Annotated in this window: 19 protein-coding genes and 5 pseudogenes; 18 read left to right on the forward strand and 6 right to left on the reverse strand. The window is 58.5% G+C overall.

The window, feature by feature from the left end; translation table 11 throughout:
• Nucleotides 1-128 precede the first annotated feature (128 nt).
• Both HWY30_RS13265 and HWY30_RS13270 read left to right on the forward strand, forming a co-directional pair.
• Nucleotides 129-1,175, forward strand: coding sequence for a phytoene/squalene synthase family protein (locus HWY30_RS13265; RefSeq protein WP_090807549.1), 1,047 nt, complete (start codon nt 129-131; stop codon nt 1,173-1,175).
• A gap of 184 nt (nt 1,176-1,359) precedes the next feature.
• Entirely contained in the window at nt 1,360-1,608 is a 249-nt protein-coding gene (locus HWY30_RS13270) for a hypothetical protein (protein WP_090807547.1), read from the forward strand.
• A gap of 274 nt (nt 1,609-1,882) precedes the next feature.
• On the opposite strand, the gene HWY30_RS13275 is transcribed toward HWY30_RS13270, so the two are convergent.
• The gene (locus HWY30_RS13275) at nt 1,883-2,197 is read right to left on the reverse strand and encodes a DUF4148 domain-containing protein (RefSeq protein ID WP_090807544.1); all 315 of its coding nucleotides are present in this window, start codon (nt 2,195-2,197) and stop codon (nt 1,883-1,885) included.
• An 809-nt stretch (nt 2,198-3,006) separates the two neighbouring features.
• On the opposite strand from HWY30_RS13275, the gene HWY30_RS13280 reads away from it, so the two are divergent.
• The 5 genes from HWY30_RS13280 (at nt 3,007) to HWY30_RS13300 (ending at nt 10,535) form a co-directional block, all read left to right on the forward strand.
• Nucleotides 3,007-4,242 carry an ABC transporter substrate-binding protein gene (locus tag HWY30_RS13280; RefSeq protein ID WP_279613285.1) on the forward strand — a complete coding sequence of 412 codons (1,236 nt, stop codon included), beginning with the start codon at nt 3,007-3,009 and terminating at the stop codon, nt 4,240-4,242.
• Complete coding sequence (locus tag HWY30_RS13285; RefSeq protein ID WP_090807540.1) at nt 4,239-7,163, forward strand: bifunctional diguanylate cyclase/phosphodiesterase; 2,925 nt, start codon at nt 4,239-4,241, stop codon at nt 7,161-7,163. Before HWY30_RS13280 ends, HWY30_RS13285 begins: the two co-directional genes overlap by 4 nt.
• 442 nt (nt 7,164-7,605) lie before the next feature.
• Nucleotides 7,606-7,890, forward strand: coding sequence for a YciI family protein (locus HWY30_RS13290; RefSeq protein WP_244144900.1), 285 nt, complete (start codon nt 7,606-7,608; stop codon nt 7,888-7,890).
• Nucleotides 7,891-8,016: 126 nt separating this feature from the next.
• Entirely contained in the window at nt 8,017-9,240 is a 1,224-nt protein-coding gene (locus tag HWY30_RS13295; protein ID WP_090807536.1) for an MFS transporter, read from the forward strand.
• 2 nt (nt 9,241-9,242) lie between these two features.
• Nucleotides 9,243-10,535, forward strand: a complete 1,293-nt coding sequence (locus HWY30_RS13300) for an ATP-grasp domain-containing protein (protein WP_090807534.1) — start codon at nt 9,243-9,245, stop codon at nt 10,533-10,535.
• Nucleotides 10,536-10,544: 9 nt separating this feature from the next.
• Here the strand turns inward: HWY30_RS13300 and HWY30_RS13305 are convergent, their stop codons facing one another.
• Nucleotides 10,545-11,426: a LysR family transcriptional regulator gene (locus tag HWY30_RS13305; RefSeq protein WP_090807532.1), complete on the reverse strand. Its 882-nt coding sequence runs from the start codon at nt 11,424-11,426 to the stop codon at nt 10,545-10,547.
• A 413-nt stretch (nt 11,427-11,839) separates the two neighbouring features.
• Here HWY30_RS13305 and HWY30_RS13310 point away from each other — a divergent pair, with 413 nt between their 5' ends.
• From HWY30_RS13310 to HWY30_RS42970, 7 genes and pseudogenes are all read left to right on the forward strand, one after another.
• Nucleotides 11,840-12,928 (forward strand): sulfotransferase, encoded by a 1,089-nt coding sequence (locus HWY30_RS13310; protein WP_167368724.1) that lies wholly within the window; start codon nt 11,840-11,842, stop codon nt 12,926-12,928.
• Between the two features lie 11 nt (nt 12,929-12,939).
• Nucleotides 12,940-13,236 carry a carbamoyltransferase N-terminal domain-containing protein gene (locus tag HWY30_RS42475; RefSeq protein ID WP_208524313.1) on the forward strand — a complete coding sequence of 99 codons (297 nt, stop codon included), beginning with the start codon at nt 12,940-12,942 and terminating at the stop codon, nt 13,234-13,236.
• 68 nt (nt 13,237-13,304) lie between these two features.
• Nucleotides 13,305-13,952, forward strand: a pseudogene (locus tag HWY30_RS42960) (carbamoyltransferase N-terminal domain-containing protein); the annotation flags it as partial.
• A 211-nt stretch (nt 13,953-14,163) separates the two neighbouring features.
• On the forward strand, nt 14,164-14,748 hold the full coding sequence (locus HWY30_RS42965; protein ID WP_425199377.1) for a carbamoyltransferase C-terminal domain-containing protein: 585 nt from the start codon (nt 14,164-14,166) through the stop codon (nt 14,746-14,748).
• A gap of 46 nt (nt 14,749-14,794) precedes the next feature.
• Complete coding sequence (gene cysC, locus HWY30_RS13320; RefSeq protein WP_090807528.1) at nt 14,795-15,412, forward strand: adenylyl-sulfate kinase; 618 nt, start codon at nt 14,795-14,797, stop codon at nt 15,410-15,412.
• Nucleotides 15,405-16,232, forward strand: coding sequence for a 3'(2'),5'-bisphosphate nucleotidase CysQ (gene cysQ, locus HWY30_RS13325; RefSeq protein ID WP_090807526.1), 828 nt, complete (start codon nt 15,405-15,407; stop codon nt 16,230-16,232). The genes cysC and cysQ overlap by 8 nt, the downstream gene beginning before the upstream one ends.
• 15 nt (nt 16,233-16,247) lie before the next feature.
• A pseudogene (locus tag HWY30_RS42970) lies at nt 16,248-16,445 on the forward strand (hypothetical protein); the annotation flags it as partial.
• A 336-nt stretch (nt 16,446-16,781) separates the two neighbouring features.
• Here the strand turns inward: HWY30_RS42970 and HWY30_RS13330 are convergent.
• Both HWY30_RS13330 and HWY30_RS13335 read right to left on the reverse strand, forming a co-directional pair.
• Nucleotides 16,782-17,084 (reverse strand): VF_A0006 family four-cysteine protein, encoded by a 303-nt coding sequence (locus HWY30_RS13330; RefSeq protein ID WP_090810250.1) that lies wholly within the window; start codon nt 17,082-17,084, stop codon nt 16,782-16,784.
• Between the two features lie 572 nt (nt 17,085-17,656).
• Entirely contained in the window at nt 17,657-17,842 is a 186-nt protein-coding gene (locus tag HWY30_RS13335; RefSeq protein ID WP_090807524.1) for a hypothetical protein, read from the reverse strand.
• A 1,222-nt stretch (nt 17,843-19,064) separates the two neighbouring features.
• Here HWY30_RS13335 and HWY30_RS13340 point away from each other — a divergent pair.
• The 3 genes and pseudogenes from HWY30_RS13340 to HWY30_RS13350 all read left to right on the forward strand — a co-directional run.
• Nucleotides 19,065-19,493, forward strand: a pseudogene (locus HWY30_RS13340) (nitrilase-related carbon-nitrogen hydrolase); the annotation flags it as partial.
• Between the two features lie 167 nt (nt 19,494-19,660).
• Entirely contained in the window at nt 19,661-20,977 is a 1,317-nt protein-coding gene (locus HWY30_RS13345) for a hypothetical protein (protein ID WP_143037220.1), read from the forward strand.
• A gap of 508 nt (nt 20,978-21,485) precedes the next feature.
• Nucleotides 21,486-21,968: a 2OG-Fe(II) oxygenase gene (locus HWY30_RS13350; RefSeq protein ID WP_090810248.1), complete on the forward strand. Its 483-nt coding sequence runs from the start codon at nt 21,486-21,488 to the stop codon at nt 21,966-21,968.
• A 243-nt stretch (nt 21,969-22,211) separates the two neighbouring features.
• Here HWY30_RS13350 and HWY30_RS13355 read toward each other — a convergent pair whose 3' ends face one another.
• Together HWY30_RS13355 and HWY30_RS41610 are read right to left on the reverse strand one after the other, a co-directional pair.
• Nucleotides 22,212-22,856 (reverse strand): hypothetical protein, encoded by a 645-nt coding sequence (locus tag HWY30_RS13355; protein ID WP_090810246.1) that lies wholly within the window; start codon nt 22,854-22,856, stop codon nt 22,212-22,214.
• A gap of 372 nt (nt 22,857-23,228) precedes the next feature.
• Nucleotides 23,229-23,540, reverse strand: a pseudogene (locus HWY30_RS41610) (sterol desaturase family protein); the annotation flags it as partial.
• 3 nt (nt 23,541-23,543) lie between these two features.
• On the opposite strand from HWY30_RS41610, the pseudogene HWY30_RS13360 reads away from it, so the two are divergent.
• Nucleotides 23,544-24,020, forward strand: a pseudogene (locus HWY30_RS13360) (transposase); the annotation flags it as partial.
• Nucleotides 24,021-24,131 lie beyond the last annotated feature (111 nt).

Raw genomic sequence — 24,131 nt, forward strand, 5'->3', positions numbered from 1 at the left:
GCCGGCTTCGGCGGACGGCTTCTGATGCTGGTTCATGGTGTACCGGGTGACGCGCCGCGCCGTATACAATTCGGCAGCGCCTGATCCCAGCGGGCTTACACCCGCCTATTTGCCAACCGATCCAACCCATGCCGAATCCGACCCGGGCCTTTCTTCTCGGCCCGCTCCTGAAAGGCGTTTCACGCTCCTTCTATCTGACGCTGCGCGTGCTGCCCATCGGCATGCGCGATCCGATCGGCCTTGCGTATCTGCTCGCGCGCGCTGCCGATACGATTGCGGACACCTCGCTGATCGCGCCAGGCCAACGCCTCGAATTGCTGCTCGCGTTGCGCGATCAGGTCAATGGCGTGGCCGTCGACAGCGCGCCGTTCCAGCGCATCGCCGCGGAAGTCGCGGGTCAGCAGGCGCAGTCGGATGAAAAGCTGCTGCTCGAATCGTTGAGCCCCGCGCTCGACGTGCTCGCGCAACTGAGCGAGTCCGACTGCCACTCGGTGCGCGCGATCGTCACGACGCTGACCGAGGGCATGGAATTCGATCTACGCACGTTCCCCGACGAACGCTCCGGCCAGATCGCGGCGCTGCGCGAATACGACGAACTCGATCGCTATACGTATCTGGTCGCGGGCTGCGTCGGCGAGTTCTGGACCACGATGACTTACGCGCACATGCCAGGCACGCTGAAAGAACAACCCGACACGATGAAGCAGCGTGGCGTGCGTTTCGGCAAGGCATTGCAGATGACCAACGTGCTGCGCGATTGCGGAAAAGATTTGCGCATCGGCCGCTGCTATCTGCCGCAGAGCATGCTCGAGCGCCACGGTCTGAGCGCGCGCGATCTGTTGCAACCGGCCAATTCGATGCGCGCGCGGCCGCTGCTCGTCGAACTGCTGCGCAAGACGCTCGATCATTTCCGCGCGGCGCTCGACTATACGCTCGCGATTCCGGTGAGCGCGGTGCGCTTGCGGCTCGCCTGCCTGTGGCCGATCCTCATCGGCCTCGACACCTTACTGCTGCTCGCGGATAACGACGCGTGGCTCGATCCGGCGAAAGTGTCGAAGGTGACGCGCCATGACGTGTATCGGATCATCGCGTCATCGCTGCTGCTGGTGCCGTCGAATGCGCTGGTGCGCCATGCGATCAATAGCCGCATCGCGCGGATCGAGACTCGGCTGTAGGCGTAAACGCCTACGGTTGCGCGCACAGTCACGCGCATCGAATAAAACTGAATCGCTTCAATGCACTACGAATCGCCCGCAGTAGTCGCGATTTATTCTGGATCATTGAATCTTCAACAATCGGGAAAGCCCCAGGCCACTGCATTCGCGCTTCACGTTAGTCTCTTCGAAAAGGAGGCGACCCATGCGACAAGCGTTCAATATTGCGTTGGTGCTTTTGCTTGGCTATCTAATGGCGGATCGGGCCTTGATGCGTGCGCAGGCGGGCGAGGTCGGCACGATTACGTGTCACGAGGGCGCGGCGCTCGTCAAATCGGACGCGTTGAAAAAGGGCTTTGGTGACGCTGGCGCGAGCGCGCAGAGCGAGAGCTTCCTGTCGAGTTGCCTCGTGACCGGGCGCGGCCAGGTCGGCAATCTGATCGCACGCGACTGAGCGCGGGCAGCCGAGAATTCATCGCGGCGCACGCAGAGCGGCGCGAAAAAGCGCCCAGACCGTGAAGGCCTGGGCGAAGTCATCGGGAGCCCGATGACGGAGGTAACCACATACGAACTGGCCCGCGCTCGGAGATACCCGAGTCGCGGGCCAGTTCATTTGAATCGGGGTGCGCGTCGCAAGGACGCGCTATTTGGAAGTGCTCGCGGTTCGTTTCGCCGTAGGGCTTCGTGGCCACACAGCTGCGCTTGACGAACCGCCTGCCACCTACCGCTTACTGACCGAAGTAGACCGACTTCGGGCCACTCGTCGGAGCCGCATGGCTCGTTTGCGACGTACCGCTCAACACACCACCGAAGCCGGTAGCGGCTTGACCGACGCCGTTTTGCGCGTCGACGCGGGCTTGCGCAGCCTGGATGTCAGCCGGGTAGTGCGGGTCGGCGTGACCAGGTTGATAGCCGGCCTTTTCCAGTTGGATCAGCTCGGCGCGCACTTGAGCGCGGGTCACGGGCTGGTTGGCTTGCGCGAACGCGGCGACCGGAGCGGCGACAGCGACGGCGATGACAACGGCTTGAATCAGCGATTTCATGATACTTACCTCCAGTTCAGGGTTTTATCTTGCTGCGAACTTGCTTGTTCGTAGTCAGTGATTGCATTGTAATTTGGCGAACTGGACAGAGTAACTGGTGAGATAGGTAATGTTTGTTGCGAAAATTGATATAAATCGATGGAACTTTTAGGGTTAACACGTAAACGTGTGTCCAGTGTCACAGGAAATGAAAACTATGCGAGGTCGGTGAACGACTGCTGCCACAGTTCGTGATTGATCCGGGCGGTCGACATCCCTTGCAGGAGTAAGGTGGTCCGCGATTGCGTCAAATCGACCCCAAGCCGACCGTGAACCCATCACCACATATTCGGCAGCTTCCAAACTACAGCGGCGATCCATTCCTGCCAGTCGCTCGGCGGGTCATCGGCCCTGAGCGGACGACCGGAAGTACAGGCGTTCCCTTCAGTTAAAGTATCTGCGTCTGTTGCCGATATGCCGTGTGAGTGCCAACCCGTCAAGAGCTCTAAGCAGCCCTGTTTTATAAACATTCCGGTGCCGATCGATAGGCGTCGTCGATGACAAAAGATCGGCCGGCAGCGAGAAAGACATGTGATGAAATGCGCAGCGGCATGCCGGGCTTCGTCACAACTTACCGCTGCTGGGACGCCGCCATGGTTATGCAAGTGATTCGACCGCGATGAAAGTTTCACCGGTTTGCCATCGAATGCGCCCATAGCCTCTGCCGAGGGCCGCCCAATCCATGCCGAACCTGAAAAAGTGAACCCCACGTGCGACAAACTGAGTTTGGCTCCTTGCTGTCGGTCTTGGCCTGTTTCATTCTTTTCTCGTTGTGCGGTTGCCATCAGCGAGACCACGATTCTTCGAGCACGAGCGGGCCGGCCAGTACCACCATCACCGCCTTGGTCTGGGCTCCTGACTGGCCGGAAGAAATGCTTCAGATTGCTGCCGAATTCAGCAAGCTGAATCCGGACATACACGTGGATGTGCAGTTCATGATTGGCAATTCGGTGGAAGAAAATATCAAGCCGCGGATCGCCTCCGGCAACTTGCCCGATCTGGTGAGTATCAACCCGAATGCCTACGCGGCCGACCTGGCCGATCAAGGGCTCCTCGCCGACGTTAGCAAGACATCCGCCTGGAACAACATGCTCGATCCTCTCAAAAAGGACTGGACCAGTCGCCAATCCAGGCACTTTGGAATAGCGGGGGGAATGGCTACGACTTTGATCTATTACAACCAGGACATGTTTGCGAAGGCGGGAATCAGGGAGCTGCCGACCAATTTCAACGAATTCCTGGCGGTTTGCGAACAGCTCAAACGTGCGGGCTATACGCCAATAATGTGGAACGGCGGCTTCCCAAATATGCTCGGCAACGGCCCCTTCAGTTCAGGCTTTGCTAACAATGTGGTTGCGCGCGAGCCAGACTGGAAGGACAAAATCAGCGATGGCACGCTGGATTTGAACACCCCCCAGGTAGCGGATATTTTCGCCAGGATCAGGCTGATGCCGGAACGGGGTTTCGTACAGGAATCGTTCATGACAACTGGCTACGATGATGGCATACGGCTATTCAAGGAGGGCAAGGTCGCAATGGCTTTTCACGGTAGTTGGGCAGCCGGTCTGTTGCTGCACGGCAATCCCTTTGAAGTTGGCGTGCTCATCCCGCCCTGGAACGCGCCAGGCGAGCAGGTGGTGCCCGTGATCGGCAGCGAAACCGGGTTTGCGGTGTCGGAAACGCCCAACAAGGCCGCGGCAATGCGTTTTCTCGAGTTCGTCGCTGGGCAGGGGTTTTCCATCCTCCAGATCAAGCGCCAGAACATTTCCCCATTCAAGCAGTTCCCGGGCATGGTGGTGAGCGATCAGAAGATTGTCGACTACACGAACATGGTCAGTCGCTATGCCGTGACCGGCAGCCCGTACTATTCGTTTCTACCCTCCAATTCCATCGAGCGCTTGCATCGATTGATACAGGATGTGCTGTTCCGGAAAATCACGCCAATGCAGGCTGCAAAACTCCTGGACGAGTCTGTTAAGAATGAAGCGAAGATGCACTACAAATGAGCCCACTGATCGCCTGGCTGCGAAGCGCATTCGCCTACTTCTCGTTGGATCTGCTGCGCCGGGTCGAAATTCGCTACCGGCTGATAACCGCGTTCATCCTGCTTTCGCTGATACCGATACTTGTCTCCAGCTACATATCGTATGTGGAGTCAACAGCAGAGTTCAAGCACAAAGCGGAGATATTTTCCAAAGAGGTAGTCAAACAGGTATCCAAAAACATCTCGTTGCGGATGGAGCAGATCGAGACGGAGAGCAGCCTTCTGGTGCTCTCCGATCAGGTTCAAGACGCGCTGACCCGCGTTGCACACGGCAATGAAAAGGAGCAGAGCGAAGCTCGCCAGGATCTGACCCGACTGCTCCTGGAGCACTACGGCGCGGTTGATTTCATCAACCAGAAATATTTGCTCGACAAGGACAACCGGATCACGGACACCCAGGCGTTCGCGCAATTGACGCGGAGTGTGGTGCATCTGGTCCAGCAGGCTCCCGATCGAAATGGCCGGCCCTACTGGAGTAGCTATGACAACGGAGCCGGTCAGCAAGATCTCGGGATGGTGCGCGCCATCATCGACAAGAGCGACAATCGGCAGATCGGTAATCTGGTTCTAGTGATTCGCCCCGAGTATTTCTCATCGATTTTCAATGACGTCGCCGTGGGCAGTGGAACGGAGATCTATGTACTTGACGCCAGCAGCGACAAGCTGATTGTTCGTGCCGACGGCTCTTCAATGAGCACCGACGGAAAGGCTGAACCGGGTCTGCTCGAAAGAATCACAAACGCCGATCCGCACGGCGAGCCAAATGGCTTCGTCGACTTCCATGGCAAGAATGGCGACCGATATCTCGCTGCATACACGGGTATCGCCGGCACAAAATGGTTTGTGGTCAGCACGATCCCGGAGAAGAAGTTGACGGCGGAGGCACAGTCCGTACGCGATCAGATCATACTGGTGGGCATTTCGGGGTTTCTGCTTTCGATCTTCCTCGCCAATTTCATTTCACACAGCATCTCTGTACCGCTCAAAGATCTGGTGCGAAGGATGGACGACACCGGTAGCGATGCAGGCGCAGAGGCGGAGGCATGGATGGACGCGCGCAGTGAGATTGGCGCAAAGGATGAATTGGGCAGATTGGCGCACAGATTCGAACGAATGAGTGCGGCGATCGGGCAGAAGATCCAGAAGATCAACGAGATCAACGCTTCCTTGGAGCAGACGGTCATCGAGCGAACGGCCGAGCTCGTCGCCAAAGAGCAGGAGTCGCGCACGTTGATCGAGAATTCACCTGACACGATCACGCGCTACGACCGGGAGCTGCGCCGCACCTACGCCAATCCGGCTTTCTGTGTCTCGGCGGCCCGCAGCCTTCGCGAATCGCTCGGCAAACGGCCCTCAGAGATACCGGGCGGTGCCAACGCGCTGGCTTACGAGAAGAAGATCAGCGAAACCATTGCAACCGGGAAAAGTCGCCAATTCGAACTGAGATGGCTCAGTAAGGACGGACAGGAACAGTGCAGCCATATCAGGCTCACTCCAGAGATCGACGCGTCGGGCGAGGTGAACTCCGTGTTGGCGGTCGGTCGTGATTTGTCGGACCGGATGGCATTCGAGGCAACGATATGGAAACAGGCTAATTACGATGCGCTGACCCATCTCCCGAACCGCCAGATGTTTCATGCCCGTCTCGAGCATGAAGCCGGCGTGTCCCATCGCTCCGGGCGGCCGATGGCCTTGATGCTGATCGATCTCGACCGCTTCAAGGAGGTCAACGACTCGCTCGGACACGATATGGGCGACATCCTGCTGATCGAGGCCGCGAGGCGCATTACCTCGTGTGTGCGTGAATTCGACACGGTCGCTCGACTTGGCGGTGACGAGTTCACGGTGATTCTGCCCGAGTTGGACGACACCGGGAGCATCGAACAGATCGCGAAGACGATCATCGCCACGCTGACCCAACCCTTCAAGCTTGGTCCGGACGAGGCTTTCATTTCTGCGAGTGTCGGAGTCACGCTTTACCCTAACGACGGGACAGAACTGGATGTTCTCTTCAAGAATGCCGACCAGGCTATGTACGCGGCCAAAGCCGCGGGGCGCAACCGTTTCCACTACTTTACGCCCGAGTTGCAAGTGGCGGCAGAAAAGCGCCAGCGTCTCACGAGCGATCTACGTACCGCCCTGCAAGCCGAACAGTTCCGTGTTTATTACCAGCCTATCGTCAATCTGGCGACGGGCGAAATTTACAAAGCTGAAGCGCTAATTCGCTGGCTGCACCCTGTGCGCGGCACGATCAGTCCATTGGATTTCATCGCATTGGCCGAAGACACGGGGCTCATCGTTCCGATCGGCGATTGGGTGTTCAAACAGGCCGTGCGCCAGGCGCATCAATGGCGCCGACGATTTCATCCATCGTTTCAGATCAGTGTCAACATTTCACCGGTGCAGATTCGCCAGGACAATCTGGTGTGTATCCAATGGTCGGAATACCTCATTCGGCAAGGCATGCCTAGACAGAGCGTGGCAATTGAAATAACCGAAGGGCTGTTACTGGACGCCGAATTGAACGAGAAGTTGCTGAGTTTCCGCGAGGCAGGAATCGGGATTTCGATCGACGACTTCGGGACCGGTTACTCGTCCTTAGCCTATCTGAAGCGCTTCGACATCGATTATCTCAAGATCGACCGTTCATTCGTACAGAACCTCGGTTTCGACGGCGGCAATCAGGCGCTCTGCGAAGCAATGGTCATGCTCGCTCACAAGTTGGGATTGCAGGTTATTGCCGAGGGGGTCGAGACGACGGATCAACGTGATTTTCTCGCCGCCGTGGGTTGTGACTTTGCGCAAGGCTTTTTGTATTCGGAGCCGGTTCCGCCTGATCAATTTGAGGAGCGGGTGTGGCCGACAGCCAGGCGCGCGTCTTGAACCAGTCAGCAACGTGTTCAACCGCTACGTCAAGTTTCCCCAATATCCGAAAGCTCAATTCGGCGACCTCGGCAGCCGCTGGTTTTAGCTCTGGAACGACGGCCACAGCCATACCGGCACTAGCAGCCGCGTGGGCACCGTTATCGCTATCTTCAAAGGCTAAACAAGCATCTACCGGCAGGGCTTGCAGACAAATTCAGCTCCATCCGGAAACCGGCGACCAGTTGAGCGCGTAACGATCCCGCCGCTACGCCCGGCGAGTTCTGGTTTCAGTTTCTCAACGGACTGCGGTTCTAATCCATGGGATTGAACAGCGCAAAGTTCATCCCAACCGCCCGCATTAATGCAATTCTGCCAGGCAAATATGCGCGGGTAAAACCTGCCGTACCGATGCTACTATGTCCAGCATAGCGTCATTCGGGAAAATAAAATGATTTACTGTGTGCAGTTCGAGGACAACGAGGCGATTGCCTCTGCTCGTGCGGAAAATATGAAACTCCATCTGGCGTTTCTTCAAAAAAACAAGGCGGCGTTTCTGCAGGCCGGACCGCTGATCGACACGGCTGACGGCACCGGTGCAGGCGGCCTGTGGGTGGTCGAGGCGGAAACGCCGGAGCAGGTCCTCGGTTTAATCAAGGAAGATCCATTCTGGCCGACCGGTTTGAGAAAGTCGTTTCGCATTTTTGAATGGCCCCAGGTGTTTTCGACGGTTAGGCGGAATGTATAGCTTCGCTGGTTGGATGCTTACTTTAGATAAGAAATTGAATTTTAAGCATCGCCGCTTATATTCAGCGTGCGCGGCTTTATCAAGTTCATCTCGATCATTTAACTAGCCGAAAAGGCAGAGGATTCCGTGAATCAACGGTCATTCAACCTGCCGGAAACCTGGGTCGTGCGCGACGCGACGTTCGTGCGAATCTGGGCGGCGATATTCGCGTCAACGGTCGCAACCTTCCTGCTGCTGATGACACTGTCAGCCGCCGTGTTCACACAAACCCACTCCCCGGTCTTTTCAAACGGCATCGTCCTGACACAGTGGGTGCCGGCAGTGCTGGCGTTGCCGCTGATTAGGTCGCTCGCTTCGCGATACGACGGGCGCTCGCTTCTGATCGCGGCGGAAGTGGGGTCGGCGCTTTCGTTGCTGGTCGCGATGCGGCTGCTGAACGATCTCTATCCGTTGCTCGGGATTCTCGTTGTCAAGGGCACGTTCGACAACCTGTCGAAGGTCGCGCGCCCCGTCGCGGTCAAGCGGCTTTTTACGGGCGCCACGCTGGATCGCGCCGCGTCGTACTACAACACAGCGATGCTGTTCGGCGGCGGTGTGGGTGCGCTGGCCGGCGCGCTGTTCCTGCCGCGTCTGAGTTCGCAGCAGGTCATCGCACTGTCGATCGCGCTTCACCTGATTTCGGCCTGCAGCTATGCGACGGTCGCCAAAGCACGCCAACCCGCCGATCAGGCCGGCAAATCGCGCGCGGTGAACGAGCGCGCCGATCCGGATGCGCAATCGGCGCTCGTCTATTTCATTGCCGCGGTGGCGCTCTTTCAGGGGTATCACAACATCGCCCGTTCGGTCTTCGCTGTCGACCAGCTCGGCATGCCGGCATCGGGTATCGCGCTGCTGCAGGCCGTTACTAATATCGCGTATGTGGTCGGCGCGCTCGCGGCGGCGCGCATCGGTGTCGCGGGCGGCCGCTATCGCACGATCGGGCCACTGTCGCACTGCCTCGCGCTCGCCACGCTGATTCCGCTGATCTTCATCACGCGCCCTGCGTTCGGCGTGCCGATGTACGCGGTGTTCGCGTTCGGCTTCGAGGCCGCGTACTGCGTGCATATGCGCTTCGTGCTCACCTCTGTGCCGTCGGCAAGCATGCCCAGAATCATGGCCAACGCGAATGCGTGGGCGCTCGGCCTGATGCTGGCCGTCTCGCTGGGCGGCAGTTATCTGGTGAGCGAAATCGGCTTCGCGCCGGTCACGCTCATCGTGATAGTCATCGCCGCGCTGGTGCCGCTGTTCGCCCGGTTTCGCCGGGCGGCGTTCGGGAACCAAGCCGGCTTCCTTGAAAAAGAAGTGGGGTAATCATGCATATCGCGTTTGTCGACAGTAATCCGGTCGGATTGAATGCGCTGCTTGCCGCGAAGCGCCGCGGACACGAAGTCACGTTCGTTTCGTCGAAGCAGTTTGTCGAATTTCTCGGCGATCTGTCGACGATCGAAGCACGCGGTCTGGCCGACCGGATCGTCCGCATCGATGCGTCGAGAGACGAGGACGAACTGTTTGCCGCGCTGTCCGAGCTGAACCGTGAACATCCGCTCGACGCGGTGGTGACGGTGCTTGAGTACTGCGCGAGTTCGGTGGCGCGTTGCGCGCAGCGATTGGGCCTCGCGGGCACCGACCCGGCCGCGTTGTCGCTGGCGCAGAACAAGGCCGCTTGCCGCGACCGGATCAGCGCGAGCGGCCTGAGGTCTGTCGGCCATTTCGTCGTCGACACTCTTGAGCTGGCACTCGTGCGCGCGGCGCACATCGGCTATCCGGTCATCGCGAAACCGTTGAGCGGCGGCGGCAGTATCCTGGCTGAGAAGATCGACGACGAAGACCGGCTGCGCGCGTACTTCGCCTCGCTGGGCAAGCAGCTTGCGTTGCCTGCCGGTTTGCTGGACGCGATTTCACCGCAAACGCTGCTCGAGGATTACATCGACGGGCCGCTGTTATCCGTCGAGGTCGCGGCGGCCGCCGGCGAAGTGGTGCCGCTGATCGTCTCCGCCAGAAAGCGCTGCATTGACGAACCCGCGATCGAACTGGGCACGACGATACCGGCTCCCGTGTCGTCGGAAGTGGCGGATGCATTGCGCGCTTACGCAGTCGAGGTCGTGCGCAGCGTGGGGCTGGACTTCGGCATCTTCCACATTGAGATCATTCTGAGCGAACACGGGCCGGTGCTGGTGGAGGCGAATCCGCGCATCATGGGCGGCAACATGCCGACGGTTTTCAAGCTTGCGACCGACATCGACGCGTACGATCTGCTCGTCGACATGTACCTGACGCGCGCGATGCCGCTCGCGTGCCGCGACATCGTGCCGATCCAGGCGGCGACCACCAGAATGATCGGCGCGGCGGAATCGACGCAGGTGGAAAAAGCGATCGCGCCGCACTGGAACGCGCCGTTCAAGGAACGTTTGGCCGGCTGGCGCTTCGACGTCAGCCGCGGCACGCGGGTGGCGAAAATGGACAGCAGTACGTGCCCGTTTCACTTTCAGGTGGTCGGCGCATCGGCGCACGAAAGCAGCCTACTGGCCGAGTGGATCATCGGTCAAACGGCTCGGGCGACCGGCATCAAACTGCGCAGTTCGAGCGAAGACTATCTGTTCCGCTAAGCGCTCGCCTCAACACCCGGCGGCGTGGCGCGACGCGAGCGCGTTCACCGTCGCCGCGGCCCAGTCAATAACCGTGCGCACCCGGTTCAGCTTGCGCAGGTCGGGATGCACGAGCAGCCAGATTTCGCGTGTCAGGTCGCAAGGAAATTGCGTCGCACGGACAAGGCCGCCGATGCTCTCGCCGACGGCGACCGGCAGCAGCGTTTTGCCCAGACCTTCCTGTACACAGGCGAGCAGCGCCTCCGCATCGTTGACCATCACCTGGCCCGCCGACCCTTGTCCAAGTCCGATGGTTTTCGCCATCCACTCCGCTTGCGGCAGATCGTTCATCCGATCATCGTAGGTGAGCCATCGCAGCGTGTCTTCTGCCGCGCCCTCGCGCAGATAGACACCATACGGCAGATCGCCCAGTTTTCTCGCGACCACGCTGACTTCGTCGCGCGGCCGCGCGAGGCGAATCGCGATATCCGCCTCACGCTTGGTCAAACTCAGCGAACGCGCTTCAGCGACCAGTTCGACGTTGAGGTCTGGATGCTGGCCGAGCAGATTCGGCAACGCCGGAATGAGAATACGGTTGGTGAGGATCGGCACCGACGTGACGCGTACGGTGCCGGCGACGCGAACATCGGCGCCGGAAATCGTCCGCGTGGAGCTTTGCACTTCGATCTCGATGCGCTCGGCGAGGCTGGCGATTTCGAGGCCCGCATCCGTCAGCGTCAGTTTGCCTTTGACGCGATCGAACAGGCGCGCGGCCAACCGCTCTTCGACCTGAGCAATCCGCCTGACCACCGTGCTTTCGTTAACTGACAGCAGACGCGCCGCCTCGCCGAAATTGCCGGTCCGCGAAGCGGCCAGCACGACCCGCAGGTCGTCCCAGTTTTCTTTTGACATACACCGTATTTCCTTACGCGATCTATCGTCTGGATCGGATCATAACTGCATCACCGATATGCGCCAATAGTCAAACAATGTGAAATCACTGGTCGCGCGCCGCTGTTTTAAATCAATATGGATAATTAAGTGCAGGCACGTCTGTATAAATTGTTATGCACTGCAATTTTGCAGTTCAAGACTGCAAATCTGCGGATGCATCGAGACCATTTGTAGATATATGATAATCAAAGTCAATTTCGTGATAACGCACATCGTTCTTCAGAAGGAACTAATTTTTAAACTGAAGTATGGGGAGGTGAGTGGTGTTGTTTATGGTATTGATCAGTTATTTTTTTCTGGTTACCTGTTGTCCGTTCTTTTTGTGGCGGTCATTTCTTGTCGTCGCGAGGGAGGTTATTCGAAGCCGCGAGGTGACGCTGAATCAGAAGCGCAGCATGGCATGGCATCTTTGCAAGGAATTGATTTATGCACCGTTTTTCACCGTGCTCTGGTATCTTGACGAGATTCTGTTTTCACGGTTTGCGCAGCAGAAGTTGGCCAGACCGGTTTTCATCATGAGCCAGCCGCGCAGCGGAACCACGTTCCTGCTGCGGACGCTGTCGCTCGACGCGAATACCTTCTTTTCCCTGACACATCTGGAATGGCGCTTTCCGTTCATCACGCTGTGGAAAATCCTCGATATATTGGGTTTGCGAAAATGCGTCGAGGGAATCAGCTATTGGCCGAATACCGAATTAGGCCGGCTTGCCGCGAAGATTCACGAACACCGGTTGGGCAGTGTCGAGGAGCACGGAATATTTTTTGAAGAACGCATGTATCACCATTATTTCACGTTCCGGCGCTTCCCATTTATTGAAGTTCTGAAGCGTGTAATGGAAGTGCAAATGCTGAGCGCGAGAGAAAAACGCAAACTTTTGCTCACATTCAGAAAAACAGTTCAAAAGACCGCTTATTATCGTGGCGCCGGTCGTACTTGGCTGACGAAAGAAAATGAGAGTGTCGATCTGTATAAATTATTGCACGATGAATTCAATGACGCTAATTTCGTGGCTATTGTCAGGCCGCCGGAAGGATTTGTCAGTTCGTACGTGACGATGTCGGATATCTGTACAAAAGCGAAGCACGGCGTCGACCCGCAACTCATCGCGGATTGGGATAAAGAAAACATGAAATTCCGTAAAGAGGAGTGTTTGAAACTGATTGAATTCTGCGGGGAGCTGGAGCGAAGCAACGCGATCACCTACCTGACGTTCGACCAGTTCACCACGGAAATCCAGCATACCGTCGAACGCATTTATGCGGCCATCGGCGTGCCGCTGAGCAGCGACTATGCACGGCTTCTCGCGGACATGCAGGCGGAGCAGGACCGGCGTGATTCCGGCTATGTGAACGCGCCGCGCAGTGTCGACGGCTTCGAAGCCTTCGGCGCGTTCGTCGCCCGCATCGGGGCCGGGGCCGGCGCTCCCGAACACGGTCTCGCGACCCAACACAACCTGTAAGAGTCCGTCTGATGAACATCCTTGGTCTGAACTACATTTTTCATGACTCGTCCGCATGTGTCGTTGCCGATGGCGAACTGCTGGTTGCCGTGGAAGACGAGCGCCTGACGGGCGAAAAACATTCCCAGAAGTTTCCGGAGCGCGCGATCGAAAGCTGTCTCGCGCGCAGCGGGTTGAAAGCATCGGACATCGACCACATCGCGATCTCGTTCAATCCGAACAAGCATGTCGTCACGAAGGCACTGTATGCGGCGTCGCTGCACCGGGCCGCGGGCTCTTTCATCTCCTCTATGAGTTCTTGCGACTGAGAGCGCGGCAGAAAGCGTTCTGGAGCTGGTACAACAGAACGTGGGACCGGCGCGGAGCGCGTCCCAAAGTGCATTTCATCGACCATCACTTGTCACATATCGGCGGCAGCTATTTCGTCTCACCGTTCGACGAAGCCGCGCTGCTGTCGATCGACGGCTGGGGCGAGTGGTCGACCACATGGCTCGGCCATGCGAAGGGCCGCATGCTGCAGGCATTCGGCGAGAGCCTGTTTCCGCATTCTCTGGGTTGCTTCTATTCCGCCGCGACGGAGTTCTGCGGCTTCAAGCCGAACTACGACGAAGGCAAAACGATGGGCCTCGCGCCTTGCGGCGATCCCGAGCGGTTCTACGACAAGGCGAAGTCGCTCGTGCGGATCAGCGCGGCCGGCGAGATCGAACTGGATCTGTCGCTGTTCGACTTTCCGCAAGTCACCGGCCGCTTCTGCAACGACGCGTTCTACCAGGCATTCGGCGCGCCACGCAAGCGCGGCGCACCGTTCGAGGATCATCACCGGGATGTCGCGGCGGCGTTTCAGCGGGTGATCGAGGAAAGCATCCTGCAGTTGTGCCGGGTGCTCGAAAAGAAGACCGTCACGCGCAACCTCGTGCTCGCCGGTGGCGTGTCGCTGAACAGCGTCGCGAACGGGCGCGTGATGCGCGAAACCCAGTTCAAGAACATCTATGTGATGCCGGGCGCGGGCGACAACGGCACCTGCATCGGCGCGGCGTATTACCTGTACAACGGCCTGCTGAAGGGCGAGAAGCGCTATCACCATGAGCACCCGTATATCGGCACCGAGCACTCGAACGAGGCGATCGAAGACGTGCTTCGCCAATCGAAGGTAGCTTATCGGAGATCGGCCGACGTCTGCGCTGAAACCGCGTCCATTCTGCGGAAGGGCAAGATCGTCGCGTGGTTTCAGGGAGATGGAGTTCGGTCCGCGCTCGCTCGGCGGCCGCAGCATTCTCGCGGATCCAACGCTGCCGGGCATGAAAGACAAAATCAACGCCGAGGTCAAGCATCGCGAGTTGTTCCGGCCGTTTGCGCCGTCCGTCGCGGCGGAAGACGTGTCGAAGTTCTTCGACTTCTCGGGCGAATCGCCGTTCATGCTGATGGTGTGCGACGTGCTGCCCGACAAGCAGGCGCTGTTGCCAGCCATCACGCACGTCGACGGCACCGCGCGCCTACAGACAGTGTCGGCGACGTCCAGCCGGCGCTACTACGGTCTGATCAAAGAGTTCGAGAAGTTGTCCGGCATTCCGGTTATTCTCAATACAAGCTTCAACATCATGGATCAGCCTATCATCGAATCGCCGCTGAACGCGATTCGATGCTTCTTTTCGACAGGATTGGACGTGCTGGTAATGGGCGACTTCATCGTCGAGAAAGCGCCCATGGCCGTTGGCGAAACACCGGTCGTGCTGCCCGCTTCGCCGCAACGTGCGCCCGCTTCGTTCGTGACGGTCTCGGGGGCGAATCGCAGCGACGCACAACTAGATACCATTTCTTGATGCGGCGTCCCGCATTTCGGCCAGTCGAAAAGAATAGGGGAAAGACATGGACCTGACCGATATCGCCAGCAGCGATATCTCCTGGCACACAATGCATGTCGACAAACTATCGCGTGCCAAACAGAAAAACCAGAAGGCGGCCGTGTTGTGGCTGACCGGACTGTCGGCGTCTGGAAAATCGACGATCGCCTCGATGCTCGAGCGGCGCTTGCATAGCAACGGGTCACATACGTACGTTCTCGATGGCGACAACGTACGTTTCGGCCTGAATCGCGACCTGGGTTTCTCGGACCGCGACCGGGTCGAGAATATCCGACGGGTGGCCGAAGTCGCGCGGCTGATGGTGGATGCTGGACTGCTCGTCATCGTGTCGTTCATCTCGCCGTTTCGCGTGGATCGCGACGCGGCGAGAGAACTGTTCGACGAGACCGAGTTTATCGAAGTGTTTGTGGAGACACCGATTGCGGAGTGCGTCCGCCGCGATCCAAAGGGCCTGTATGCGCGCGCGCTGCGCGGCGAGATCAAGAACTTCACCGGACTCGATTCTCCGTACGAGGTGCCCGAGTCACCGGAGATCCGGCTCGATACCGTCGGGCACTCGGTGGAGAAAACGGTCGAGCGAGTGGAGGTATGGTTGAAGGAGCGGGGGTTTTTGAATGATTGAACAGGAAGACGCGTTGTCGGTGGATGCCAGCACGCTAGACCGTTTCGAGCAGCTCGCCATCGCGGCGGGCGAAAAGATTCTCGAGTATTTTGACAACCGGTGCCCGGTATGGGCCAAAGCGGACCGGTCGCCGGTAACCGAAGCCGATCACGCCGCCGAGGCGGTCATCGTGGACGGATTGCGCGCGGCGTATCGCGGCGTGCGGTGCGTGGCCGAAGAGGCGGTATCGGCGGGCGTGATGCCGAACGTGCTGGGGCGAGCCTTTTTTCTAATCGATCCGCTCGACGGCACCAAGGAGTTCATCGCGGGACGCAACGATTTCACGGTGAACATCGCGTTGATACGGGACGGTACGCCACTGATCGGCGTGGTGCTTGCACCGGCGACGCGCATGCTGTACTCGGGCCGCCCCGGTTACGCGTGCATGTCGGAGGTCGGTGCTGATCGCGGAATACGCAACCGGCAGCGAATCGCGGTGCGCGCCCGTTGCGAGCCGCCGACCATCGTCGCAAGCAGATCGCACGCGTCGGCCGATACCGACGAATTTATCCAGCGCTACCCCGACGCAAAATGTATGTCGGTCGGCTCGTCGCTGAAATTTTGCGCCATCGCGAGCGGCGCGGCGGATATCTACCCGCGGCTCGGCTGGACAATGGAGTGGGACACCGCCGCGGGGCACGCGGTGCTGTCGGCCGCGGGCGGTCGCGTCATGTCGATGGACGGCACGGTGTTGACTTACGGCAAGCGCGGGCAGAGCAGCGACGTAGATTTCGCGAATCCGTGGTTTGTGGCGGAGGGTGGCCCGCGCGGCTCTATCTAGCGCGGTCGGCGCACCCAGGATCGGCGGTTCTTCGAGCTATGCGTATTCCATCGGATCATACGCGAACTCAATTCTGCCGACCTGTATGTGGAAGGCAGCGATCGCTTCGACGATCTCCGCATGTACCAGTATCAGTTGAAGAGTTCCAGCGCGAGCTACTCCGCTATAGCAAGATCGTGGGGTCTCCCTGCGAACGGCAAGATATTCACGAAAGACTACTTTTCGCATCGAAGCCTCGTGGTCGTCGTATGGCTAGATCCTTCGACTTTTCCGGTCGTCGACGGCGCAGCGCCGTAGATTGCCGACGATTTAGCTATACTCGTCGACGGTCCCTTCATGGCCGCACCCGGTCCGACGATGAGCTGACGGCGTGCTCCGCCATTGATGCCTCGGGTCGGGCAGCAGTCAGACCCGAAGCGGGCCTTGGCATTTTCCGGAAGCAGCCGTTCGTGCCAGTGTCTCGCCACGTCTCCACGGGGCGAAGTCAATGAACGCAATCGAAATTAAATCTTGCGAATCCTAGGGCTGCAATCGTCAATGGCGTCCGTCCTACATCTGATTTTGACGTCGGCATGCATGCAGTATCTCGTTGACCGCAAATGCTCCTTTCACGGTCTGCACATTTTGCAGGACACACAGGTGATACGCTCTTTCGCGCGGCAAAAGCATTGCGCCATTTCTGTAAATCGCGTCGCACGAGTTGCTGATCTGGCGAGCCGCAAAGCTGCTCTGACTGTTTCCCAACGAATGCAGAATGCATTGATCGTAGTCTGGATTATCACTACCGTACGCTAGGGCCGAGAGCGGGGTGGCGAGCGTGATCGAGAGAAACAGATAGGCGAGTTTGAGCATGATTGCGACCAAGACTCAGGGATATAACGGCAGGCAGTTACCGATTATCAGCGATTCAGGCGTCAGTGTCGAATGACCGGTGGTGGCAGGGCCGAGTCAAACACTCGGCCCACCTATGTGAATGCCTCAGACCGACCCTCAACGGCCAATCGCGGTGCTCGCTCTCACTCGCAGAAAACTGACCGTTCCGTACGTTCAAGTGGCATTTTCGGGAACAACTATTCGACTTAGCCGCCGCTGGCCGGTCGCCACACCGACGGCGGCTTAAGCCAACAAGGTGCTGGGACCTGCGTCGTCATGGTGTTTCGCGTCCGCGGTCCGCGTGGGAGTCCGTTGTTTTGCGAGGAGAAAAGTTGAGCACGCCTGGTGAGGAACCGGAAGCCTAGTACCTCATCGATCGTGAACAAGAAAACGGTCGTAATGCCCTCAGAAAGAATGCTCACGCTCACAACAACCCGTCGAATTGAAGCGGAACGGTCGGTATCGGGGCAGCGCAGATAAAGTCACCGGACGCGAATTTAAAGAGGCCTCTCGTTGGAGGGGCCTTGATCTACGAAATCACCGTGTTTCTGTTAGTACGTCACAGAAGTCCCACTGCCAGTAAAACTGTGCTGGGTAGGAGCGTCATTTGCATAGTCGGCAACGGCCTGGATGATGTTCACGATTTGCTGCGGCAACCTGCCGCCGCTGACGGCGGCCATTGCAGTACGATCCATCTCAACGGCTACGGGGAGGTCTTTGATTACCAGCGCGTTCATTTCGATTCTCCAAGGGTAAATTAGTCAGTCAGGAATGTCAGAGCTTATTTTGAGGGTGTAGATACTCCTCGATGAGGATCAAGGCAAAGTGCGTGCCAAACGGTGGCACCGCGGTAAGCGATCACGCAACTAATTGAAAATATTGGATTTTTAATGGCGACCAGTGCGAATTGGTAGACAGACATGCGCGCTGCGACCGGTGGGCCGGATCCAACTCTCCGTCTGGCGCTGTGGGTTAGATCGCGACACATGCGGTCCGCCTCCGTATTCCGTGTTTGTACGATGTCCTCGAGGCTTAGAACCCGATCGAAGCCTGACGACAATGAGTCTGTCGCACGGTCGCTGAGGGAAACGCCGATTCGCTCCGCGGCTTTCCTCGTTTCAATGACGGGAGACGCTGTCAGTCAGCGAGACATTGCCCGGCTCTTCGATGTCTATCTGCACAAGCCGTTCTCCTGCGAGGCACTCATGCAGGTCATCGAAGACGCTCGCTGCAGCAGCGATGCGAATACTCGCCAAGCCGCCTGGACTAACTGTTGTCGACGGAAGCGCACACAACCCATGGTCGGAGGTTCAACGGCAAGCCTCTTCCGGGTCACGGAGCAAAGCGAGCGGCAGCTTTCAGCATGAAAGCGACTTTTGAATGTCTGGCCGAGTGAGCGGGCGACCGGCTGAACATGGACGGGAGCGCCAGTTCAAATGAAGGTCGCGCGAAGCGGGCGTGAACGGCACCGTCTGTTTTTCCGTATTCAAGGGCGCGGATGAGACAAGCGTGCCCCACTACACAGGCAAATCCAGCGTCGAAAGGCTTCTGCGAGCGTCTGTGCATATGGCGAATGGCATATAGCAGGGAGTACCGCCGCGTCTAAACTGAAATTGCCGCCACATCACGATCACGACTTTTCTCTGCCCACATTCCGACGTGTCTGGGTCCTCCGGCGCAGTTGCCCGACTCGACGAATCAATCCACCTGCCTTTGTCATCCGCTGAAAAGGGCGTAGTGACGGGCTGACGGGCGTTCAACGATGTGAGATCTGAACGATGGCCAAAAAATCTATGCGCGCACCAATTCTCGCCCTTTAATAAAGTGAACTAACGCCTTTGAACCGGAGGTCAGAATGGAGCAAGTTCTGCGTGCAGCGGTCATGCAAACGGGATCGGCCATGTTCGATGTCGAACGAACGCTGGCCAAGCTCGAACGGGACGTAGTCGCGGCGTCGAAATGCCGCTTTTGCGCATGGCCATGTACGCGAAGCGAATACAGATTTATTGCGCGCCGACAGCGGACAGTCGGCCCACCTGGGTTGCTTCAATGCAGCACATTGCGATGGAAGGCCGCTGTTTTGTGCTCTCTGCGTGTCAGCATTTACGGCGCCGCGATGCGCCGGACAACTATGCTGCCGTCCAGGGCAACAATCCGGATACCGTTCTCATGCGTGGCGGCAGTTGCATAGTGGGACCACTAGGAGAGGTGCTTGCCGGGCCCGTGTTCGATGAAGACGCCCTGCTTGTTCACGAACTGGATCTCGCTGACCTCGCGAGGGGAAAATACGACTTCGATGTCGTAGGGCACTACGCACGTCCGGATATATTCCGCCTCCATGTAAATGAGTCGGTTACCCCACCCGTCGTTTTTGAGCAGAACCGTTGATTGCGCCTCGTCGGGCTGTTTCTCCGAAACGGCCTCGCACGGATGCCTAACGTCGGTCGCGACATCACCGAGGACATTCGGTCTCAGTATGCATTTCATTGCGGCACTTCACCGTGCCTTCCTGAAACAAGCGAATGATGCCCGGTTCTCGGGCGATGGAGGACGCTATGTATTCCTTGTTGCCAATATTGGGACCTGATCCTGACGCCCCCGTGAGCGCGGAAGCATACTCATTGGGTAATGATGGTCAGGCAGCCGGAACCACATTTGTGAACGACGAGGGGCAATCGCGGCCGGTTGGCGCGCAATGGCTAAACGGCTGGCTTACCTCTACCCTTGCGCCTCCGAATCACACGACCCTCTGGGGTATCAACGACGGCCTTATCGCTGTGGGCAGCATGACAACGGACAACTACGCAACCGAGTCCGCCATCATCGTCGACGCCGGGAATGTGACTGACCTCTCGAACCTGGTCGGGCCGATCTCATGGGCGGCCGATGTCAACGATCAGGGGCTCGTTTGCGGCGGCGGCACTAACGGAGAGGGTTTCCTGTTCAGCGTGCCCGCAAACCGTCTCGTTGCCACTGTTCCGGCGCTTAATCTTGCCGTGATAAACAACCAGGGAGAAGCAGTTGGCTTTAGTGATTCCGGGAAGCCGGGAGTACATAGCGTCGCGAGCGGCGCCACAAAGATGCTGGATGCGATGGAAAGCGCGTACGGCATTAACGACGCCGGGGTAGCCTGCGGAGCAGCCGGCACGCCGCCCACATACAAGGTCGTTCCGGGAACGTGCGACACACGGCAGGCGACGCCGGTCTTTCAGCCTATCCCGCTGCCCGCTGGAGCAACCGAGGGTACTGCAACGGCAATCAACAACAGTGGTGATGTGGTCGGCAGTTGCGTGTTTGACGATCCGTCGTTAAACAACGGCTTTCATTTTGGAGCTTTTCTCTATCAAAACGGGACGACGACGCTTCTGGACAAGCTGATTTCGGATCCCGGATGGCATCTGGAGGTTGTGTTCGATATCAACGCTAGCGGACAGATCATCGGGATGGGGAAGCAGAACGGCATTTTGACGGCTTTCATGCTGTCACCCACGACGAGCTGGCCATGGTGGCATTTTCCGTTGCCGGTACTTGTAGGGCGCCTTCTCGGGGGTGTGGCCGATGACGCAGGTGGTTCGCTAGTTCTTGGCGGAAGACCGATTCTAATCGATCCGTGGGGCCCCTGGCTGCAACTACAGCCGGAAAAGCGCGATGCGCTCATTGCACTGGCGATCGACGAGATCGCGAGTTCTATCTTCGACGAAGCGACCCGCGTGCAGGTGCGAATGACGTTGGTTGAAGCCGCAACCAGCCGCCTGAAAGGTATGAATGTCAGACGCGGTCGAACCGGACCGCGGCAAACCTCGAAACGAAACGCGGAGATTCCCAGAAAGCACGGGCTTCCAGTGAGCTGGCTAAAGAAGTTTGGCCGCTAGCGTCAACCTGGCGGATTCAACCGGTCGATGCAATAGTTCGATCGAATCGTTCAGCCGGTGTTTCGTAATCCAGGGTCTTTCGTGGTCGCTCGTTCAGCCTTCGTCCCACTCGTGTAGACTGCGCGGTTGTCCCAACAGATCGACCACCTCGACCCGGCTCTTCCTCCTGGGTCCGGCGTGTGTCAATGCCCGCGTTCGACGCGCCCCCGACAACGCTTGATGGTTTTGACCAGCTGGTAGCAGACCCGAGCGAGTACTCGATCGAGCCGCCAGCGGAAGAACAAATAAAACGGATGCATTTCTGGAACACCCCCTGATTGAAGCGGAAATCGAATTGCTGGTTGATTGCCTGATCGGCGACGCCGCGCCGGACGAGGCAATCGATGTCGCGTCGAATTCCCGATCCAGCGAATTCGACATCGCGACACGCGCGCTCGCCGTCGACGGCTGGTGTGTCGTGTCGAACTTTTTGTCACAGAGCGAGACGCAGGCCTTATCGACCGAATGCATGGCCATGCACGACGCGCAGCTGCTGACACCAGCCCGTGTGGGGGCCAATCGCGCTGCCACACTTTTGCGCGGCGATAGCACGCACTGGTTCCAACCCGACGCGCTGAGCACGCGGCAGCAGGCGTTCGCCGATCGCATCGACGCGCTACGGAACGCGCTCAACCGCGACCTGTTTCTCGGTCTGGTCGATAGCGAATCACACTACGCGGTATATCCGCCAGGTGCCGGATACGCACGCCACCTCGACTGCCTGCGGAACAGCGACAGCCGCGTGATTTCCGCTGTGTTCTACCTCAACGAGGCGTGGCAGGACGCCGAGGGCGGCGCACTGCGGCTATACCTTGCCGATCAGTCTTATCACGACGTCTTTCCGCGCGCCGGAACGCTGCTCTTGTTTCTCTCGGCGGAGTTTGAACACGAGGTGCTGCCCGCCACGCGCGACCGCATGAGCATTGCATGCTGGATGAGGCAGCGGGTGTAAGCCGAACCGCGTGCGCATCTGTGGTTAACGTCCAGGATCGCGCCCTTTCGGATCAGCTTGACAATCAATTGCCGGATTTCGTTAGTGCCCAGTTCGGCATGGTGCCGATAGCATACGCGCGAAGCCAACGCCGAGTCACGACAATGTGGCCGAGCTCGGAAGCTCAATCAAGCCGTGAGCCCTCCTTTCGCCCCCGTCACCCTGGGCGCAGCAGACGCGGGAACAGAGTCCCCAAAAAGTAGCTCAGTGTTGAAGATTTTCCTCGCAATCTTCCCAGTACCGAAGCGGGTCGCGATGTTGTGGATAGTGTAAGTTGAGCCACTCTGACAACCTGGCCCAATCGGGATGGTTGGTACCAGTTTGAGCCGACCAGATCGACGACCTCTCAAGTACTTGACCGTTCACGCGATCACGGACGAGCAAGCTGCCCAGTCCGCTTGAACTGTTCGTCTGTGACTCAACCAGATACCGCGGCAGAATCCTGAGCTCAGCATCCTCGGCCCACCCGTATATGGCGCGGACCACGCCGGACGGATCTCGCAACTCTATGGGTCCGCTTTCCGGGCGAACGGCTGTCCAACCTTCAGGAAACTCAGTGACAACCTCGTTTTTACCTTCCCTTACCCACTTCGCGCGCCATGCCCTCGCCATCGACTCGCGCATGCGAGATACCGACTCGTAGGCAGCAGGCAACTCGATCGCCATCGGAAGAGTAATGAGGTTGTCTTTCCAGAGTTTGGCTTCGTCGTCGACGCGCTCGACCTCGTCGAACACCCCTGCATCGAATGGGTTCTCTGGCCGGCTCGATACTTTCACGTTCCCATTAGGCAGACCCTCGAAAAGGCGCTCAGCATCATGGCGGGTAAGTTTCGTCTTTCCTTTCTTCATTGGGCTCTCTGCAACAAGGTTTTTTGCTAACGCGTAGGCCATAACGACCGAAATCGGGCGCCACTTCCTCTCACGCGCGTTTGAAGATGCTCACGATCCTATTCTGCGCTACCGGCTTGCGCGGCGGCAATGGCGCGGCTTATGCCGCCGCTCCTGCCGCCGGACATCAGACGGGTCGATCCTCGCACAGGATCAGAGGATGAGCGGACGGGCGTCTAACGACTTCTCGCGAAGTCTCCTTCTACCACAACAGCGGTTATCGAATGGAAGGAGGTGGCAGAATCCGGGCAACTGAACTGTCGTACACGACCCACTTGCCCCGCTCAGCCTAGGTTCGTAAGCGGCCGCTCTCCGCCGGCTGATATCGGACGGTTATTGCGGTCCCTCGGCGAAGTGCTGCGGGTTAGCACTACGCCTCAGGTCTTCGGTTGTCTGCCCGCTGCCATCAGGCCGCCAACCAGGCGGCTTGAACACATAGCCACACGCCTCGCGCAAAGAGTGCGCCGTTCGCAGATCGCGCCACGATGCACGCCAGTGGTCGAACTCGATAGTCAGCAGGTTATATGTCGTCATCGGTCGCACCAGCCCAAAGCGGCACGGCGTGTCGCGCTGTTCAGCTATGTAGGTGCCAAAGAGTCGGTCGAACACGATCAGCACGCCACCGTAGTTTCCATCCAGATATTCATCCCATACGAGTTCGGTGTGAAAGTGTCCATTACTACGACGCACAAGGAGGGCCTGGTGATCGGCATGCGCTCGATGCCGGGCAATCCGTACGACGGTCATACGCTGGCTGAAGCGCTGGAACAGGCCTCGATCGTGAGTGAGGCGAAGCCCGAGGTGGCAATCGTAGATCGCGGTTACAAGGGTGTCGCCGTCGACGACGTGAAGATTTACCACCCGGGCCTGCGGCGGGGCATCACACGCGGACTACGCGCGATGATCAGACGGCGAAGTGCAATCGGGCCAGCCATCGGCCATATGAAGACAGACGGAAAACTCGATCGCAAGTGGCTCAAGGGCGCGCTCGGCGATGCGATGCACGCGGTGTTGTGCGGCGCCGGTCACAACCTGCGGATGATCCTGAGGAAGCTGCGGCTTCTTTGTGCCTTCATTCTCGCTGCCCTGATTAACCGCAGCATTGCCGTGACCCCATCGCCGTAACGCCCGTGGTCGGCAAAACGAATTGTTCAGGACGGACCAGCTAGTCGCGGGTGCTCCCCAAGCCCTCGTCGCGACGTTTCACGCGTACAGCATGACCATCCGGAACAGGGA

Source organism: Paraburkholderia tuberum STM678 (assembly GCF_902833905.1).
GTDB lineage: Bacteria > Pseudomonadota > Gammaproteobacteria > Burkholderiales > Burkholderiaceae > Paraburkholderia > Paraburkholderia tuberum.